The organism is Sulfurisphaera javensis, from assembly GCF_041154675.1.
GTDB lineage: Archaea > Thermoproteota > Thermoprotei_A > Sulfolobales > Sulfolobaceae > Sulfurisphaera > Sulfurisphaera javensis.
The window spans coordinates 1,812,698-1,830,735 of the sequence record NZ_AP031322.1; the positions used below are offsets into that span (position 1 = coordinate 1,812,698).

At 31.8% G+C, this 18,038-nt stretch carries 16 protein-coding genes; 5 read left to right on the forward strand and 11 right to left on the reverse strand.

The window, feature by feature from the left end:
* Positions 1-5 precede the first annotated feature (5 nt).
* The gene (locus ACAM25_RS10010) at positions 6-1,124 is read left to right on the forward strand and encodes an FAD-dependent oxidoreductase (RefSeq protein ID WP_369609588.1); all 1,119 of its coding nucleotides are present in this window, start codon (positions 6-8) and stop codon (positions 1,122-1,124) included.
* Here the strand turns inward: ACAM25_RS10010 and ACAM25_RS10015 are convergent.
* The 7 genes from ACAM25_RS10015 to ACAM25_RS10045 all read right to left on the reverse strand — a co-directional run bounded on the left by ACAM25_RS10015 (position 1,121) and on the right by ACAM25_RS10045 (position 9,677).
* Positions 1,121-1,915, reverse strand: a complete 795-nt coding sequence (locus tag ACAM25_RS10015) for a carbon-nitrogen hydrolase family protein (protein WP_369609589.1) — start codon at positions 1,913-1,915, stop codon at positions 1,121-1,123. The two genes, ACAM25_RS10010 and ACAM25_RS10015, sit on opposite strands and share 4 nt — an antisense overlap.
* 31 nt (positions 1,916-1,946) lie before the next feature.
* Positions 1,947-3,542, reverse strand: a complete 1,596-nt coding sequence (locus tag ACAM25_RS10020; RefSeq protein WP_369609590.1) for an APC family permease — start codon at positions 3,540-3,542, stop codon at positions 1,947-1,949.
* Positions 3,543-3,601: 59 nt separating this feature from the next.
* Positions 3,602-4,066, reverse strand: coding sequence for a hypothetical protein (locus ACAM25_RS10025; protein WP_369609591.1), 465 nt, complete (start codon positions 4,064-4,066; stop codon positions 3,602-3,604).
* Position 4,067: 1 nt separating this feature from the next.
* Complete coding sequence (locus ACAM25_RS10030) at positions 4,068-5,018, reverse strand: metallophosphoesterase (protein ID WP_369609592.1); 951 nt, start codon at positions 5,016-5,018, stop codon at positions 4,068-4,070.
* A gap of 75 nt (positions 5,019-5,093) precedes the next feature.
* Complete coding sequence (locus tag ACAM25_RS10035; RefSeq protein WP_369609593.1) at positions 5,094-6,152, reverse strand: amidohydrolase family protein; 1,059 nt, start codon at positions 6,150-6,152, stop codon at positions 5,094-5,096.
* 1 nt (position 6,153) lies between these two features.
* Positions 6,154-8,064: a xanthine dehydrogenase family protein molybdopterin-binding subunit gene (locus tag ACAM25_RS10040; protein ID WP_369609594.1), complete on the reverse strand. Its 1,911-nt coding sequence runs from the start codon at positions 8,062-8,064 to the stop codon at positions 6,154-6,156.
* Between the two features lie 95 nt (positions 8,065-8,159).
* Positions 8,160-9,677 carry an APC family permease gene (locus ACAM25_RS10045; protein ID WP_369609595.1) on the reverse strand — a complete coding sequence of 506 codons (1,518 nt, stop codon included), beginning with the start codon at positions 9,675-9,677 and terminating at the stop codon, positions 8,160-8,162.
* 105 nt (positions 9,678-9,782) lie between these two features.
* Between ACAM25_RS10045 and ACAM25_RS10050 the strand changes: the two genes are divergently transcribed.
* Entirely contained in the window at positions 9,783-11,096 is a 1,314-nt protein-coding gene (locus ACAM25_RS10050) for an amidohydrolase family protein (protein ID WP_369609596.1), read from the forward strand.
* Positions 11,097-11,414: 318 nt separating this feature from the next.
* On the opposite strand, the gene ACAM25_RS10055 is transcribed toward ACAM25_RS10050, so the two are convergent.
* The 3 genes from ACAM25_RS10055 to ACAM25_RS10065 form a co-directional block, all read right to left on the reverse strand.
* Entirely contained in the window at positions 11,415-12,773 is a 1,359-nt protein-coding gene (locus ACAM25_RS10055; protein ID WP_369609597.1) for an AAA family ATPase, read from the reverse strand.
* Entirely contained in the window at positions 12,748-13,284 is a 537-nt protein-coding gene (locus tag ACAM25_RS10060; protein ID WP_369609598.1) for a plasmid protein, read from the reverse strand. Before ACAM25_RS10060 ends, ACAM25_RS10055 begins: the two co-directional genes overlap by 26 nt.
* A 91-nt stretch (positions 13,285-13,375) precedes the next feature.
* A complete protein-coding gene (locus ACAM25_RS10065; RefSeq protein ID WP_369609599.1) occupies positions 13,376-13,627 on the reverse strand; it encodes a hypothetical protein in 252 nt (83 codons plus the stop codon).
* A gap of 138 nt (positions 13,628-13,765) precedes the next feature.
* Here ACAM25_RS10065 and ACAM25_RS10070 point away from each other — a divergent pair, with 138 nt between their 5' ends.
* Genes ACAM25_RS10070 through ACAM25_RS10080 form a run of 3 tightly spaced genes read left to right on the forward strand, consistent with a single transcriptional unit; the run spans position 13,766 to position 16,059 of the window.
* Positions 13,766-14,365 (forward strand): molybdopterin-dependent oxidoreductase, encoded by a 600-nt coding sequence (locus tag ACAM25_RS10070; RefSeq protein ID WP_369611659.1) that lies wholly within the window; start codon positions 13,766-13,768, stop codon positions 14,363-14,365.
* Positions 14,352-14,825: a hypothetical protein gene (locus ACAM25_RS10075; RefSeq protein ID WP_369611660.1), complete on the forward strand. Its 474-nt coding sequence runs from the start codon at positions 14,352-14,354 to the stop codon at positions 14,823-14,825. The genes ACAM25_RS10070 and ACAM25_RS10075 overlap by 14 nt, the downstream gene beginning before the upstream one ends.
* Positions 14,826-14,880: 55 nt before the next feature.
* A complete protein-coding gene (locus tag ACAM25_RS10080) occupies positions 14,881-16,059 on the forward strand; it encodes a DNA double-strand break repair nuclease NurA (protein ID WP_369609600.1) in 1,179 nt (392 codons plus the stop codon).
* Here ACAM25_RS10080 and ACAM25_RS10085 read toward each other — a convergent pair.
* Positions 16,016-17,848: a DUF87 domain-containing protein gene (locus ACAM25_RS10085; RefSeq protein ID WP_369609601.1), complete on the reverse strand. Its 1,833-nt coding sequence runs from the start codon at positions 17,846-17,848 to the stop codon at positions 16,016-16,018. The two genes, ACAM25_RS10080 and ACAM25_RS10085, sit on opposite strands and share 44 nt — an antisense overlap.
* Between the last annotated feature and the right edge of the window lie 190 nt (positions 17,849-18,038).

The following is an 18,038-nucleotide window of genomic DNA, read 5'->3' on the forward strand; positions in this document are numbered from 1 at the left end:
TTTTTATGGAGTTCCTTTCAAAATACTTTAAAGAATTTTATACTTCCAGAGATATTCTTGAAAAATATTCTATAGACTATGCTTATCTTTCGCCAATATTATCATCGAAGAGAAAATTGCCAAAGGCCGTGGTAAAAATAAAGAACGAGGAAGACGTTAAAAAGATAATAGAATTAATGAAAGAATACCATTTCCCAATTATAGTAAGAGGAAATGGAACAAACACTTTAGGGGCGACAATTCCTATTAAAGAAGACACTATTGTCCTAGATATAACTTCTTTTAAGGGATTTGAAAGAAAGGGTGAAAGTATAACAGTATTTCCCGGGACAGAATTTAATGAAGTTGGAATTAATGATTTACCTTTAATTCCAACAAGTTTCTACATGGCAACAATAGGTGGTTTTGTTGAAGGAGGTTCATTAGGTTTTGGTTCTTTAAAGAACGGTGCAGTTTGGGATAATGTTTTAGAAGTTGAAGTTTATACTTTAAAGGGAAAATATACCTTGAACGGAAGTGATGTTTACTCAGTTGTTCAGTCAGCTGGTACAACTGGAATTCTAACAAAGGTCAAAATTAAGTTAGTAAGAAAGAGGGAGGGCATAGAGATATTAAAGAAATCGTTCAATTCTCTTTCTGAGGCATTAGATTTTTCCTTAGATCTTTTAGGAGAAGCAGAATTTATAAGCATAAGAAATTACCCCATGGCTAAAGAAATTGAACCTGAAACTACATGGGGTAAATGGAATGTAATTTATGGAATTGATAGTGAAAAAGGTTTTCAGTTAAGAGACATTGTGACTACATTTGCTGGAGCTTATTTTACAGTAGTAAGTAAAACTAAATTGCCTTATAATTCTGTTGATATACCCTTGGAGAATTTAAACAAAATTGATACACAAGAGTGTTATATTGATGCTGAATTGTCAAAAAGTTCTGGTCAATACTTCTCTCACACTTACTTTATTGGCTGTTCAAATATTCCTATGATAGGTAAACAATTTAATTTACATACGTATAAGATAAATGATAGGGTAGAAGAAAAAAGACTAAAATACATATTAGATTTCAAAAGAAAAGTTGATCCAGATGATCTCTTTAACCCTGGCAAAGTAGATTTTTAAAGACCATAACTTTGAAGCCTCTTTTTCAAGAACGGTCTTTTTATCCTTGCATTCATTACTTCATCCTCTGAAATATCTGCATAAAGTATTTCTTCACTCTTTCCAGCTTTACTAATTATTTCTCCCATAGGTGATATTATCATACTTTCTCCAAAGTATTCTTCTTTTTGTTGAGGATACTCCTTTCCAATTCTATTTATCCCAACTACGTAGACAGTGTTAAATACCGCATGAGCCCTTAGTTCTAATTCCCATATCTCTTTAAATGCCGCTACTGAAGGAATGAAAATTAACCAAGCACCTTTTACTACTTCACTTCTAACAGTTTCTGGGAAATGTCTATCGTGACATATTACAATACCAGTATTTACACCTTTCAAGTTAAATGTGGGAAAACCTAAATCACCAACTTTGAAGTAATAGTATTCATTAAACCATTCCTCTTGAGGTAAATGAGTTTTCCTATATTTACCTATAACCTTACCGTTGTCAATAACAAATGCAGTATTGTAAAAGAAGTTGTTGTCTCTCTCAAAAATAGGTACTATTAAACTAACTTCCCTTTCTTTGCTTATCTCTTTAAATCTCCTTATTGTCTCATCTTTCTCAGTTTCAGCCCATGCAAAGTATTTAGGATTTTGCTCAAAGGGAAAATATATTGTGTTACTGAGCTCATCTAAAGAAATTATTTCAGCTTTATTATCTATTGCTTTATGAACTAATTCTATTTGCCTTTCTATATTATCCTTTTTATCCCAACTCATATACGTCTGAATAATAGCTATACGCATAATATATAATCTTAAAAAAAGTAAATATATCTTACTCAGGAGGAATCATCTTAAAGGCTAAGTTTATGTCTATACCTTGCTTAAGCCTATATTGTCTTGCCAAGAAGTAAAGTAAAAGTCCAACTGGTGGTATAACCCCAATTATTATGTAGTCAGTTAATAAGTTGCCAATTACCATAGATGCATAAAGACTATTTATACTAGCATACCATATTGAAAAGAATACTGAAATTACTAAGACTATTGAAGCTAAAGAACCATAAATTAAGAACTCCTTCTTGTCTTTATCACTTAATTCTTCACCAGAAATGCCCTTTATTCCAGCAACAACTGCTGAAATAGCAGCTAACAAGAACTGATAAAGGAAAAGTATTCCTATTAATACAATTGTTGAAACTACCAAATAACCATTTATAGTAACATACTCAAAAATTAATGCTAATGCTAATACGAAGATTGAACTTACTAAAGGTGTCTTTAGTTTAGGATTTACATAAGCAAATTTTTCTGGAATCAATCTGTCAAATGCCATTGCTAATAACACTCTGCTTGGAATTGCTAACGATAAAGGTGTAGCAACAAATTGTAAACCTAAATTAAGTATTGCAACAAAGAATGCTAATATTGGTGAGCTTATTGCCAATATTCCAGCCCAGGCTATAAAACCGGAACCAGCTTGTAATGGTATATTTGATCCCCATCCATTTAATGAAACGTAATTAAAGAATGGTATACCCATGGAATATTCAGTAGCAAATACTAATCCAAATATTATTGCTGAAGCAATAGCATAACCAGCTATCATACCAAGCTTTATAGACTTACCAGGCATTTTATATTCACCAGCAAAGTATGATGGGGCAAAGAACCAAATAAACATCCACATTATCATCAAAATCATCCATATTAACGTTTGTAAAGGATTTACTATTGGTGAGTAGTATGCTAATCCAGAAGAGTAAAGTGAAGCATAAGTTGGTCCTTTATACATTGCTGAAAGAGAATTAAAAGCTAATTCAAATGCTTTAGGTCCTTGAGCAAGTAATGCTAGAATTAGTAATCCTCCAATTACTTGCATAGTAGCAATCCCAAAAAGGAAGTTTGCCATATACCTTGGTGGAAAAATACTAATTATCCACATTGCAATTAAGTCTATGAAAGCTGAAATTTCAAAGACAGTTGGATTTACTAGCATTGCAGTTCCCAAATTTAATAAAGCTGAATTGTGGAATGCTAAACCCAAAAGCTGAAATGCAGGAGCAATACCAGCTGAAATCTCTATTTGAGAAAGTATTGCCGCTAATAATGGTGTTGAGAATACATTTGCAACAGCTTGTATTCCGCCTAATGCTGGATGTAATATTCTAGTAATATAAATGTATTCTCCAGAAGATCTTGGAATATGTTCAGCTAATTTTAGATAAGTTAAGAAGATTGGTAATGCAACTATTGCCGCTAAAACTATTCCTAAGCTCCAATCAGCACCGGGTAGAGCTGGAGAATAAACCATTGTATAATATACTGAAATTGGTACTATCATTGCTAATACTTTTGCAAATGCATGTCTACTACTCATTTGCCTTACAAGCCCAGAGGATTCTCTAATGAATATTTTCTTTTCACTCATATGAGGTATTTAAATAAAAGGAAATATAAAAGTTTTAATGCAAAAAAGAAAAGTTTTTATTATGAATCATAAGTTTTTATTCCTAGCGAAGCAAGAAATGGCTCTATGTGATCATTAATTACGTGACTCATCAATTCTGATTGTGTTCTTCTTCCCAATAATCCCTTTTTAATTGTAATATTATCTATAAACACTATACTCCTTTCTTGTATTAAAATTTCAAGATCTCCTTGAACAGTGTTATCAAAAGTCTCTATATGATAAAGAATGCCAGAAAATTTTGGAGTAACGGTCATTGTTCCCCTATTAAATTCAGCAGTTTCATGATCTAAGACTATAAAAATTTGAAATTTTGATAGGTCAGGCTCTCTAGCTTGAGTATATACTGTATAAGACCTCGTAGATCTGTCATAAACTTTACTTATTAAAATATGTCCAGTTATTCCAGTGAAGATGAATGGATTAAAAATATACTGCTTTAAATCTACTTGTTTAGTTAAAGTTAATTGATAGCTGTTAACCATTTTAACCCTTCCCTAAAAGAATACTCTTAACCTCAAACTTCTTTATATAAGCTTTACCAAAACCTTTTGCTTCTTTTTTGATAATTACATAAGCATAATTTAATATGCCATCTTTATAGTTACTTCCCGGATTAATAACTTTAGTATTTCCTATTTTATCACTTGCTGGAGATTCATGAATATGACCATGTAGACCTAATACTGGTTGGTATTTCTCTATTAGTTCTCTAACCGTTTGAGAGCCAACATGAATATTTTCGTCTTTTATTCTAGCTATATCAAGTTTAGTATTATAAGGAGGAGCATGAAAGTTAAATATTGTATACTCTGGTCTTTCAAGCTTCTTTATTTTATCCTCTAGTTTGTTATATAACGTAGATTCTGGTAATTCCCTATAGGTATTCCATGGAGTCGGATTTACATAACCAGAACTCACGAGAATAAGATCGCCTATTTCTATGTATTCATTTTCGGCAACCTTTATCCCGTGACTTTCTAAATAATTATCAACCTCTAAGGGATCATCATTACCAGTATTCCAAATAGTAATAAATTTAGCGTCTTTGGTTTTCTCTTCAAATATTTTAACCCATGAGTCAATCTGACCTTGAATAAATTCAAGAATTTTTTCCTTCCTAAAATGAGGATTAGAATTAAATTCCTCTAACTCATCTTTTGAATCAAAAAATAAGGGAGCTAAACCAGATGTCTTATATATTTTTTCTATTTCATCAAGAGAGACCTCTTCTTCACCTTGATAGATAGAATTGCCTTTCTTAAGATATAAAGCGAAATCTTTAGATACTAAATCCCCTCCTAAAATGAGATAATGAACACCAAACATTTTACTTGCATTTAAAGCTTTTCTAAATACTACCTCTGAACCATGAATGTCCGAAACGAACAACAATTTTATTTCAATTCCCATGACATTAGCATCTATGATTTTCATTATAAGCTTAAATTACGAAAAAGAGAATTAAAGTTTATATTTGTCATACTATATATATTTGAGTTTAAATTAATATTATAATGAAGTATTAAAATTTTCTCCTTTTAATTCCTCAATTAGAGAGAGAGGATTTAAATCTAAAACTTTCATTTCAATAGTAGATTTAGCAACTATCTTTCCTTTTCGTATAACAGCTCTTCTAGGTATTAAAGTCGAAATTAGTTCTTCAATTGAATTTACATCTACAAGAATATAATCTTCATTCTTATATCCAAATTCTTTTTCAGCATTTCTAGTTATTAAATTAATCCATGAGGGATCAAATTCTTTTTCAATATTCATTGCCATCCAAAGGACTTGTAACATGTCCCCTACACCACTAGGATAAAATGGATTTTGAATATCATCATGACCAAGACAAACGTTTATTCCCTCTTTTAACAACTCTTTAATCCTAGTTAGACCCCTATACATTGGATAAGAATTTCCTCCGTTAAGATAAAAGGCTGTTAATGGAGAGCTAATGACAGAAGCATTTTTCTCTTTAATCGTTTTTATTAATCTTTTTGCATATTTATCTGAATAAAAATGTAGAGCTGTTAAATGACTTAAAGCTAAATGAGTTTTAGCAACTCTCAACATATATTCACTATGTTTAGTTTTAGCGTCATGTTGATCTATATGAACATCAATATGTTTGCCTAATTTAAAAGCCAACTCAGAGATAAAATCCATATGCTCTTTAGGATTTTCATCCACCTCTGGTTTACCACCAATTATATCAGCTAACTTGGCATAATTTATGAAGTCTTCTTTTGAACAGTTAAATATTCCTTGTTCTGGAAATGCGACTATTTGAAGATCAACATATTCTTTTAATTCTTCTTTAGCTAATATTGCGGCCTTTACACTATTTTTGGAACAAGTATCAGCATGAACTCTAATATGAGTAGTCCCATAAAATAACTCAACTAGTGCAGCTTTTTCAATTCTCTTTTTTAAATCCTCAAGTGACATCTTATCCCTAATTTTACTCCATTTCTCTACAGCTTCTTCCAGACTTGAAGCATTACCACCGATAAATGCGTTTTCTAGATGAGAATGCATATCATAAAAAGCTGGTATTTTAAGCATCTTAATCTCTCCTCAATGGTATTTCATAGACTGGTATAAAATCAGATATTGCATTTGCTATTGATGCATAAGCCCCGGAAATGCTGTTTTCCCCAATTCCTCTAAACCCACCTGGAGTATTAGATGGTGTGTGAAGCAACTCAACCTCAATTTTTGGTACCTCTTTTGCTGTTGGAATTAAGTAGTTATAAGGATCATTAACGTCTTCATAAAGTACACCTCCAAGTGCCTGAATTATTCCTCCTATTATTTGGCCTCTAACTTTTTCTTCATCTCCAGCAACCCCAATATCTACAATCGTATAATTCTCTATAACTTTGAAGTTTACTCCATCATAACCAACCACGGTAACTTGACCACTCACTGCACCTACAGAGTCCTCTGGCTCATAGCACTTTATTGAATAAATTTCCTTATCTTTAATTTCCCATGGGAACTCATTAAGCAATTGTAATACTCTGTTTATTCCTCCTAAACTCTCAATCTTTTCTTTTAACTCTTTTACAGCTAAAAGCGTAGCATTCCCAGCAGTTAAGACACTTCTGCTTGCCCAACTTCCAAACCCATTTACATCTTGAGAACCAGTATAAACTACTACCTTGTCATAATTTAGTTCTTTAGCTACAATCTTTTTTAAGACATCAGATATCCCTTGTCCCATATCAACAGTAGTGGTCTTTACTTCAATTATCCCACTTTTGTTTAATCTTACTGAAACGCACTCATAACCTCCAACAAAAGATTTTTCTTCTCCGATTAAGATTTTTGATGTTGGAGAGGCATAATGAACGTATAAGGAAACACCTATTCCTATCTTGTATTTCTCTTTGAATTCTTCATACTTCTTCCTCACTTTTTCAATCACTTTCTTTACATTACCTATATCTTCAATGTTTGCTAAATTCTTTTCTCTTATATCTATTGGAGAAAACTTTAATTTTCTAGCTACTTCATCCATTATCCTTTCTATTACAAAGAAAGCTTCTGGCCTACCAAAACCTCTAAAAGCACCTTGTGGTGGATTATTACTCGCGATAACTTTAATATTAGTTCTTATTTTAATATCATATATGTTCCTTAGGTTTATTAAAGTTACGTAAAGTGGAGAAATGCCAGTCCATGGTAATGGGTAAGCTCCCATGTCATATGTTATATCATCTATTATCCCAGTGATCTTTCCGTTATTATTGAAATATACTTTAACATCATGCTCTTGGCCTCTTCCTTGAGATGTCATTATATGTTCAGATTTTCTTTCGATCCATTTTAAATTCTCTCCAGTAACATAAGAAAGAGCTATAACAGCAAGTTCCTCGCTTACTATATCCTGTTTTGCCCCAAATCCACCACCAACCCTAGGAACTCGTACCTCAACTTTATCTTCTGATACATCTAACATGTCTGCAACAATTTTTTTAACTACAGTAGGTGCTTGAGTTGAAATTCTTATTACTATCTTCCCATCTTCATGAGTAACTATTACTGCTCTTCCTTCTAAGGGAGCCGGAGATTGCCTATTAAACTTTAATTTTAATGAGAGTGAATCTTCTCCTATCTCATATTCTCCTTTAGAAAAAGAAAAAATAACGTTATCAGGCTCATATATTGGCCCTTCTAAGTCTTCATATTCTACCTCAACTTCATCTTTTTTATCTTCAGCATCATATTCATCTTCACCTATAACCATTCCTATTGGTTGCCCTACATAAAGTGCTTTATCTTTTGCTAATAATGGTATTTCAATATCCTTTAGTTTTCCTTCACTTTCAAAAATCTTTGGTACTCTAAAATCTATATCTTCCCATGTAAATGCCTTACCACTAATCTTAAACCTAGCGTACGGTTTGGTAGATCGTATAAATGAAACTACTTTATATTTTCCTTTGATATCGTCTACATAGTGATAAAACATTAAATAAATAAAGGAGGCGAATTTTTATATCTTTTTATTAACTTAATTAAATAACTTAAGAGGAATGAAAGAAGGAAAAAATTTACTTACTTAAGTTAATCTGGAGGTATTTCTTTATAAATCATGTTTATATCTATTCCTTTACCTAAATTAATTTGCCTAGCTACTATGTATATTATTGCTCCAACAACAAAACTACCTATTACAAACCCTAAAGTTATTGGATTAGGCACCCCATTTGGTTGAGCAAAACTAAACACTGGATTTGTTACAGATTCATATGTCAAAAATACAAAGTAGCCAGCTTCAAATATACCAGCACCTATTAATGGAATTATTTTGTTCTTTATTCCATAAATTACTCCCGCTACACTTACTGTAAAGAAATAAACCATTCCAATTACTATTGCTCCATAAAGTGCTAAGGCACCGTTAAATGATATTACTGGTAAGGCTAAAAATGCTAAGGTTAAAATTAAGTCAAATAAATGAGTATAAACTGGAGATCCATATCTATTTAATCTAGTAAATATTTCTGGAAATACTCTGTCAAAAGCCATTGCAAATATGTATCTAGAAAAGACAATAACACCATAAGCTAAAACTGCAAACTCCCAAGTCATTAACCCAATTCCTATAATCCACTGTAAAACTGGATTACTTGTTAATCCAATTGCAACAGTCCAGAAAGTGTAAACGAAAGAGCTTGCAGAGTTTGTAAACATGTAAGTTGTGAAAGTATAACCTCCTGCCAAATACATTAAACCAAATCCTAAAGTCACCAAAATTCCAGTAGCTAATAATGGAATAATAACTCCGTATTGAACATATTTAACTTTCTTTGCCTCAGATGCAATAGCTGGAGTTGCTTGCATCCACGGATAAGTAAATATTGCAAGTAACGGGAGTATGCCAGTTAATGAAACTATTAAGTTAGGCGGAGGAACTGTAGATGCATAATTAGATGGTGGAACTATTCCTTCTCTTTCTAGGAAAGGAATTATAGCAGTATGAAAATCTGGGATATTAATTCCAATGACTATCATAGCTATTATTGTTGTAATAAGAGAGACTAATGTACTTACAGTTACTAAAGTATAACCCCATTTAGCTCTAAATATGTTAAAAGCTATTATTACTCCAAAAAGTACTGCTCCTAATATGTAGGAAGGAATTGGGGCTGAAAGAGATGATGACAAAGATACTAATGAGGATATTCCATCCATAGTTCCTATAGTTCCTACAACTGTTCCAACAGCTGAAGAAAAGAAATATGCTACTAATGCAAAAAATGCAGTAGATTCTATCATTAAAGCAAAAGCCATCGTTACTCCTACACTCCCATGCAAAATTCTAGATAACCAAATATAATCACCCCCTGTCTTTGGAATCTTACCAGCTAGAACCATGTAAATATATGCTTGTGGCAAAGTTAGTATTAATCCTATTAATGAAGCTATCCATATTACTCCACCAGGTGGAATATAAGGTGATATTGAATTAAATAATGCTACTCCAGCTGACATATTGCCTAAATTTAGCATTATAGAGTCTAATGCACTTACATTTTTAACTAACCCAGAACTTTCTCTAACGAATAAACTTTTACTCATAAAGTAAAGCATTGTATAAGAATTTAAATATATTTTGTTATATTATACTAATTCTATAACTTAGAAATTCACAATGCTTATATTTCTCCAGTACTACATTTTATTATGATTTTTAAAAACGCAAGAGTCATAACTCCTCAAGGAATTATTGAAACAGACTTTGAAGTAGAAGAAGGAAAAATTGTTAAAATAAAGAAAGAAATAACTGGGGATGGAAAAGATTTATCCGGTTATTATATTCTACCTAGCGTCATAGATGGACATACGCATTTTAATTCTAGGTATTTAGGAAGTAAAGAAATTATTCCTACAGCTGATGATTATAAAAGTGGTAGTGAAGTTGCATTAGCTGGTGGGGTTACTACAGTTATTAATTTTATTGATCCATTAAATAGAGGAGTTATTGAAGCTGTTAAAGAGGAGATCGAAAAAGCTAAGACTACTGCTGGCTTTGATTTTTCTTTTCATTTAATAGTAAAGAGAAAGGAGCAAATTAATTACCTTGATGAAGTGTTCAAGCTTGGAGTAAAAAGTGTAAAGATGTTTATGGCTTATAAAGGAAGTATGCAAGCTGATGATGAAACTATTTACTTGACTATGAGAAAAGTTAAAGAACTTGGTGGCACTGTAGCTATTCACGCAGAAAATGGTGACGTTATTGAAGCTTTACAAGAAGAATATAAAGATAAAAAAGAGGCAATTTATCATGCAATAACTAGGCCTATTGAAGTTGAAGAAGAAGCTGTAAATAGAGCATCTATGCTAGCCTATTTAACTGGAGTCAAAGCTTATATAGTTCACATTTCTTCACCAACCTCACTTGATATAATAAATTTCTGGAGAAAGAAAGGGGCAAACATTTATGGAGAAACTTGTCCTCATTACTTAATATTTGATGAAAGTTACTATGAAAGACCGGACGGGTATAGATTTATAATGTCACCTCCATTGAGGAAGAAAGAGATGAGAGAGGAATTAGTAAGGAAAATCAACATGGTTGATACTTTAGGCAGTGATTATTCCGGTTTCATGTCAGTGTATAAGGATAAGGCTTTAAGTTACATTGAAGTTCCTAATGGTGTTTCATCTACAGAATTTCTTGTACCAACGATTATCAGCTTTATGTTTCAAGGCTTAATAACTCCAGAAAATGTTGCTAAAATAACATCTGAAAATCAAATAAAACTATATAATATAAAAGAAAAGGGTTTTAAAGTTGGTAGCGATGCTGATTTTGCTGTAATAAAAAGGGAGGAATGGCAAGTTAAGGATTGGCATGGAAAAATGGATTATTCTATCTATGAGGGAGTAAAGTTTAATGCAAGAGTTGTACAAACTTACTTAAGGGGCGAATTAGTGTTTGATGAAGATTATAAGGGAAGTAAAGGATATATGATAAAGAGAGAAGAAATTACATAACGTTTTGCTCATTTAATAATCTCGCTAAAAACTTCATAAAAGATTTAATCATTATAGTTAAGATTATACATTATTCATGTTATACACGTTATAATTAAATAATGTTAATACTAACAACAAGAGATATTTTCTCTCCTCTCTTTTGAAATGATAAATTACACTGACAAAATAAACAAATTTTGATAAACGGTAACGGCTTACTATGACCAAGCTACGATATTTACTTTTTACTTATTGGCTTATTATCTTACAGTAATGTTTACATATATTCGTAAATGTATGAAATTAGGATTAAAATTTTGCTTAAAATTTTGTAAACTATTCGTTACTTATTTTAAGATCCCTAACTATTTTTCCTACTAAATTGTTTCTAGCATCTATGTCTCCATTTAATATCTTCTTTATTGTATAATTATCAATATAAATTAATATGAAACCCTTTAGATCAACATTCGGTGTATTTGTTATAATAAATTTTACTACTTTAAAGCTGCCTTCTTTTTCATAATCTTCCAATTTTTTCATATTTCCAACGTTATCAAGTACGTCTTTATTTGAAAGTTTTACATCACCGATATAGACTGTTTCTCCCTTTCTAAAGTATAAGTCAACTATGACAGACTTTTCATCAATTCTTCTTCCCCTATCATGAACATATTCTATGCCATATACTCCTTTCAGTTCAATTAATCCTTCGCGTATTTTCTTTTCTAGCTCTTTCGAAGCTTCTTCTATATTTTCTATATAGAAAGCACTCCTAATGTAATCTCTTATGCAATTAATTTGCTTGTAATCGTTTTTGCAATATTGAAAGGCTTGTAAATATGCATATCTGGCTAAATCTAATACTGCACTTAAAGTTCTAGCTTCCTGAATTTCCTTAATTTTATATATTTCTTCAGCAAAATCATCACAATATGTTTTAAGTATATCTAATTTATCATCATTAGATAATTTAAGTTCTATCTTAATTTCAGAAAGTCTCCTTATTAATGCCCTATCTTTTATCTCACTTACAACATCTGGAACCATTGTTACAATAATTGGAATATTTGTTTCATTGATTACCTTATGAAGCTCGGTTAAGTGTCCATCCTTAGCTTTAATTTCATCTATTAGAAGTGCTACAGTGTCTAATTTAGAAAGGTCATTTAAGAATTCAATTAATCCTTCTACGTTTTCCTCATAAGACATACAATAAAGTTTTTCAGCGTAGGAGAAATTATTATTCCAATTCTTCTTTTCACAAATATGCCTTAAGAAATTACTAAACTCCTTGGAAAACTTAGTTAGTCCTTTATAGCCAATATCTTTTTGGTGTTGTAAAAGTATTTCAAACGCTTTTTCTCTTATCTTTTCATATACTGAAGTGTTCTTTATTACATACCATGCAGAGTAGGATAGGCTAGGACTATTCACTAAATCTAGGTAGAGTATAAAGCTATATTCCTTTAAATCTTTCTTAACTACATTAAGAAGAGTTGTTTTCCCCATGCCCGGTTCTCCTATAATTGATATTACAGTATTCTTTCTAGCTAGTATAGCTTCTTTAATCTTATTTGACGTCTCTATCCAAAGTCTTCCAGCGATTTTAACGTTCTCGTCTTGGTATTTTGATACTGTATACTCTGGAAAGTTACAAACCATTGTTTCACCTCTTCTTACGAACAATTCCATATAAAGCCCCTCGAATTACAAAGCCCTCTTTTCCTCCAGAAATTAATTCATAATTCTGTAATATATAGTCAGAAAATTTTCCCATAAACTGTTCAAGACTCATGCCTAACTGTTCTCTTAAGTCTTTTATTGAAGCATAACCCAAATCATCCTTTACTCTTTCATAAACTTTATCAAGGTCTTCAAAACTCTTTGGTCTTCCAAAATATTCAGCTAGAACCTCACGTAAGGCTTCTTTTATATCTTCTAAGTCCTTACTTTTAGTTACTTCTTCTCTTTTAGTTTCCTCTTTTATTTCTATCTTTTTAGCTAATACATAATATTTACTTCTACCAACTGTCCTATTAAGCTTTATAAACCCTTCTTTTTCTAGTTCATCAAAGATTTTATCAATTGTTTTACTACCTTTTGCACTTAAGAACTCTCTAACTTTACTTCGTGTAAACTCTTTTGAAGTATCCCCTGCAGTAAATTTGATTATAACATTTATTACATCATCTTTAGTAACCATATAAACTTTTTATCATTATGAATATTTAAATTTTAAGCATAGAAGATGAAAAATAATTAGTAGTTTTAAAAATAAAATTCTACCTTAACTTTTATCCTCCCCACGAATATCCACTTGAAGAAGAGGACGTAGTGGAACTACTAGATGAACTACCACCCATCATACTCCCAGATGATGTATTACTCATTCCGCTCCCAGTGGAAGTGTTACTCATTCCAGAGTTCATTGAAGTCATTCCTGTTGATGAGTTGTGAGGAGTTAATGCTACTACAACAACTACTCCTATTATTACTATAGCTATTACTCCGCTTATTATTGCTATCAACTTTTTATCTAGTCTCATCGTAAAAACCTAGATTATATCCTAATTTAAACTTTTTCCCAAAATAAAGTAATTCAATGTAACTTTTGATTCGGGTAAAATTTTTTAAAACATAAAGATGAGTAGGGCAATGTGAAGAGAAGGGATTTCCTTAAAGCAATGATAATTTCAACGTCGATTCTAGTCATAGGAAGACTTTCTGCTTACGAATATCAACAGTACCAACATGCACAAAATTCAATAACACCTTTTGGTTCATGGTATGTTGTTCAAATTTCTTATACTCCAGACGTGTTAATAAATAACTACGTTCTTACTGTTGATGGAGAAGTGGAAAACCCGATGACATTTACATATCAAGATTTAGTTAAATTACCTTCTATTGAGATTAAGGATACGATACAATGCGTTTCAGACCCTTATTTCCTAAAAGCAAATGTTGTATGGACTGGTGTCCCTTTAAAATATATTATTGATATGGTTAAACCAAAGTCAAATGTAATAAAGGTAGTTGGTTATGGGGCAGAAGGATATACTGCTGATTTACCTGTTTATAAAGCTATGGAACCAAATGTTATTTTGGCTTACATGGTTGATGGCAAACCTTTACCCCAAGTTCATGGATACCCAGTGAGGCTAGCAGTTCCAGGTTGGTGGGGATATACTTACGTTAAATGGTTAGTTAGGCTTTATTTTACTTCTAAAAACATTTTAGGTTACTGGGAGTCTAGGGGATATCCAGATGTTGCGAAGAAGTGATTTACTCAGTTTTTCAGCATTTCTTCCTTTCTTTTCCTTTATATTTCAGCCAATCTGGGTATTTGGAATACCAATTATGGTCACTTCAATAAAGACTTTTGACCCAACTTTTAAAGACTCAATTTACACCCCGCATTTCAGAAAGAAAACGTCATTAGTCCTCTTAGTCCTTTCAATATTAGAAGGAATAACAGGGTTTGGAGCAGGTCCAACAACATCAAACTTCATAACTGAAATAACTCTTGGGTTATTAAATAGGGGTTTATCACTAGAACTACATTTAGCCTTAATAACTCCATTAGCCTTATTCTTTGTCTTACATACTGTTTCTGGCTTTGGGTCTATGTTGATCTCCAAAGGGATAAAAAATCAGATAGTGTATAAATATGTAATTCCGGTGACATGGCTAGCCATGTATTTAGTTGCAATATACTTAGACTTAAGTTATTTTATACCTTAGATTTCTTGTCTTTATAAGATTAAAGAATTTTAAATCAAACTTACAGTTATTAATTGTGGCACAATCACTTTATGAAATTAAGAGGAGAATCCAACTCTTAGGAGATCAAATTAGAAAATCAAAAGATAAACTTACGGAGGCAATAGATAATGTAGGAAACCCAGATCATCCTCAAACAGAAAACGAAATTAAAATACACGTAGAAAGTATTGAAAATAAAATAATTGCCGAAGAACCTTCCCCTAAAAAGGAAAGGATAAGTATTGCCTCCTTAGACTCTTCATCCAGATACTTGAGGGATCCTAGTATTAACATAGTAATTGTAGGCTTAGGAATTTACAGCAATAAACTAGGAATAAAAGTTGGTCCTTTTGATATTTCCACAAACTTTATGAGTGTAGGAACTTTTGAGGACATTTTAAAAAGCATGAACCCAATTCCAGGAGTTAGAGTAAAGAACTATGTAGATAAATACTTTAGAGAGGATTATAAAATAGACGATATTGCTGATGAGTTAAGGTTAGAGAACGAGAACATTGGATTAAAGGAATTTAGAGATCTTCATGAACTAGTTATTGTTGATGGACCTCTTTACCCTACACCATTAGAGTTAAGTGAATTTGAGTTACAATCTGAAGGAAGAAAGAGGCATCAAGAGGCTTACATTGAGTTAGCTAAAAAGAGGATTAGTTTGTTGACAGATAATGTAATAGGAGTTGTAAAGAGGTTAGAAACTTCACAAAAGCTGTATAGAGAGAATAAAATAAAGGAAATGCTAAAAATAAACTTTCCAATAAACGATGCTGAAGTATTAAATCAAATTAGAATGAAGATGTGTAAAGAAGGAAAGTGTAACAAAAATCTTTTAGTAGGCCCTTTCAAAATAGAATTTTCTTCTCAGTACTTTTCAGCCCCATCACGCTATGCTTACTATCTTATCATAACTAATCCCTTAGGAATGGCTAGTTTCTTTAGAATAGAGAGCTTATCATTGGATAAGCTAAATGACTTTTTGCCTTACGTTATAGAAAGAGTTTCTGAGAGACTTATTCCTACGTATATTGAAATTGCAGATAATTTAAGCAAAAGGGCTTCAGCCTCACTATTTGTTTTAGCTTTTCAAGTACTGAGTACAATGCTATCAATAAATCACGATGATAAATTAAGTTATTACAATATTCAAAATGAGCTTACGGGAGCAATGTCCTCATTACAACATCTGAGAACTTTATAGACCTTATTACCCCTAAACCAGCCTGTGCTGTTAGTAAAATATCGGCATAATCTTCAAATCCTAATTTTTCTAAAACGTTTTCCTCATTTCTCATAACTATTTTTGTGTTTGAAAGTTGAAGTATAAGGGGATTAAGATCCTCTGGCATATGTGTTGCTAGAACTACAGCCACTTTTCTAACTCTTCCAAGCCTCATTAATCTATTAATTAGTCCTTCAATTGTAGACTTAGCTTCTTCATCCTTAGTTTGTGGGAAATATTCGTGAGCCTCATCTAAGGCTAAAATAGTTAGCTCCAGATTTCCTCCTTTCTTGTATATACTATCTTTATAATTGTAGAAATCAGTTAGCAAAGAATAAGCTATAATTGCAATTGCATCTATTGAGGCTGTAGCCTCTAATACCCAGCTCAAGTCTACAATAGTTTTCTTGCCTAGTTTTTCAAAATTAACATCAAAAGTACCTTTTACGTTGAAAATTCCAAACTCACTTAGACTTCTCAAATTCCTAATTATTGCCTCCTTAGTTTGAGGTGCAAGATTTAATTTATTAGAAAGAATATTATTCTCAAAGATTGAATGAATATTGATTGAGAGTATATGCTCATTTTTAATTGGTGTTATATATGTAGGAAGTCCAGTAAGTTTAGCCATATCAATATCTTCATTAACTTCTAACTTTATAGTCTCTCCAAGAAGCGATGAAGGAGTGATCTGATCAAATATCTTACTATATGTTAATGTGGACTTTAACTGAGGATATTTATTAGAAATATTAATTAAATTCTTTATTTCTTTTCTTAAATTCACTACTATGACAGGCCAAAAAGTTCTAGCTTGTGCAGACATATTTGGCAATATCTTATGGAGAGAATCAATTACTTTACTAAATTTTATTGAATAAGGAACTAAATGAACTATCGTACCATTACAATCTAAAATTACCTCACCATCCTTTATATCATCAGATATAGGTTCTTGACAACCATACCTATGAGAAAACTCAGAAGCTAAAATTAATGTGGCTTGTTTCCCTCCTTGCACATCTTCAATATCTTCAACCATCATTCTCACACTAGGCATCACAACACTAAATTCATCCCCTTTAGATATCAAATAGCGAACAAAATCGCCTTGTCTATCAAAGTAAAGTGCTGAAGGAGCTTGAGAAAGAATATTTTTAAGTAAAGTAGTTTTACCAGAGCCAGTAGTGCCAATAATTAATGTATGATGCACTAAGGTATCTTCATCAAGTCTAACATCTGCATCTATTGTCCTACCACCAGAGTAAATTTTACCAATAACTATTCCTTCTTCTGGAATACCTAAAACCTCTTGTAAGAGCTTAGCTTTTGGTCTAAACACTGGTGATTGAGGATCTATTGGAGAAACAGCTGGTCTCTTTTCGTTTCCTTCAATTTCAGCTATAGGTTTTAATTCAAGAAAAGTCTGAGTCATAATAGTAGTTGGATCTCTAGGATAACTAACCTCTCTAATGTTAAACTCTGCTAACATATCAGATCTTGTTATAGAAACTACCTGCCCAACAACTACTACTGGCTGAACTATGGTTCTAATCGCTAAATACTCTCCATTCTTAATATTACTTGAATAATAATCAGAAAAAGCAATATCAATACCTATGTAATTCCTTTCACCTAATTTAATCGTCTCAAATCTCGTAACTCTACCTATAATTTTTCCATCAGAACTATTCTCATAAGCAAAATTTTCGGCTTCCTCTAGTTTTTTAGATAAATCTTGAATTATTGTTTCAGCATCTTCGTTCATATAAAAAATGTAGGTTTAAAAATATTTAAATCTTGAAGAGTACATTCGTCCCTAGTATTGCCTAAATGGCTAGATAAAAATCTGTTCTAGCATTGTTCCTTGAGTCAATTAATTTCTTTTTCCAACACTGGAATCCGTGCAATTAACTTTTGGGGTTTGCATCTAATATGAATAAAATACTTAACCTAGT

Excerpts from the sequence above, each read along its gene's own strand:
- ACAM25_RS10010 (WP_369609588.1), top strand. The coding sequence starts at position 6 with ATGGAGTTCCTTTCAAAATACTTTAAAGAATTTTATACTTCCAGAGAT.
- ACAM25_RS10015 (WP_369609589.1), bottom strand. The coding sequence starts at position 1,915 with ATGCGTATAGCTATTATTCAGACGTATATGAGTTGGGATAAAAAGGAT.
- ACAM25_RS10020 (WP_369609590.1), bottom strand. The coding sequence starts at position 3,542 with ATGAGTGAAAAGAAAATATTCATTAGAGAATCCTCTGGGCTTGTAAGG.
- ACAM25_RS10025 (WP_369609591.1), bottom strand. The coding sequence starts at position 4,066 with ATGGTTAACAGCTATCAATTAACTTTAACTAAACAAGTAGATTTAAAG.
- ACAM25_RS10030 (WP_369609592.1), bottom strand. The coding sequence starts at position 5,018 with ATGAAAATCATAGATGCTAATGTCATGGGAATTGAAATAAAATTGTTG.
- ACAM25_RS10035 (WP_369609593.1), bottom strand. The coding sequence starts at position 6,152 with ATGCTTAAAATACCAGCTTTTTATGATATGCATTCTCATCTAGAAAAC.
- ACAM25_RS10040 (WP_369609594.1), bottom strand. The coding sequence starts at position 8,064 with ATGTTTTATCACTATGTAGACGATATCAAAGGAAAATATAAAGTAGTT.
- ACAM25_RS10045 (WP_369609595.1), bottom strand. The coding sequence starts at position 9,677 with ATGAGTAAAAGTTTATTCGTTAGAGAAAGTTCTGGGTTAGTTAAAAAT.
- ACAM25_RS10050 (WP_369609596.1), top strand. The coding sequence starts at position 9,783 with ATGATTTTTAAAAACGCAAGAGTCATAACTCCTCAAGGAATTATTGAA.
- ACAM25_RS10055 (WP_369609597.1), bottom strand. The coding sequence starts at position 12,773 with ATGGAATTGTTCGTAAGAAGAGGTGAAACAATGGTTTGTAACTTTCCA.
- ACAM25_RS10060 (WP_369609598.1), bottom strand. The coding sequence starts at position 13,284 with ATGGTTACTAAAGATGATGTAATAAATGTTATAATCAAATTTACTGCA.
- ACAM25_RS10065 (WP_369609599.1), bottom strand. The coding sequence starts at position 13,627 with ATGAGACTAGATAAAAAGTTGATAGCAATAATAAGCGGAGTAATAGCT.
- ACAM25_RS10070 (WP_369611659.1), top strand. The coding sequence starts at position 13,766 with ATGATAATTTCAACGTCGATTCTAGTCATAGGAAGACTTTCTGCTTAC.
- ACAM25_RS10085 (WP_369609601.1), bottom strand. The coding sequence starts at position 17,848 with ATGAACGAAGATGCTGAAACAATAATTCAAGATTTATCTAAAAAACTA.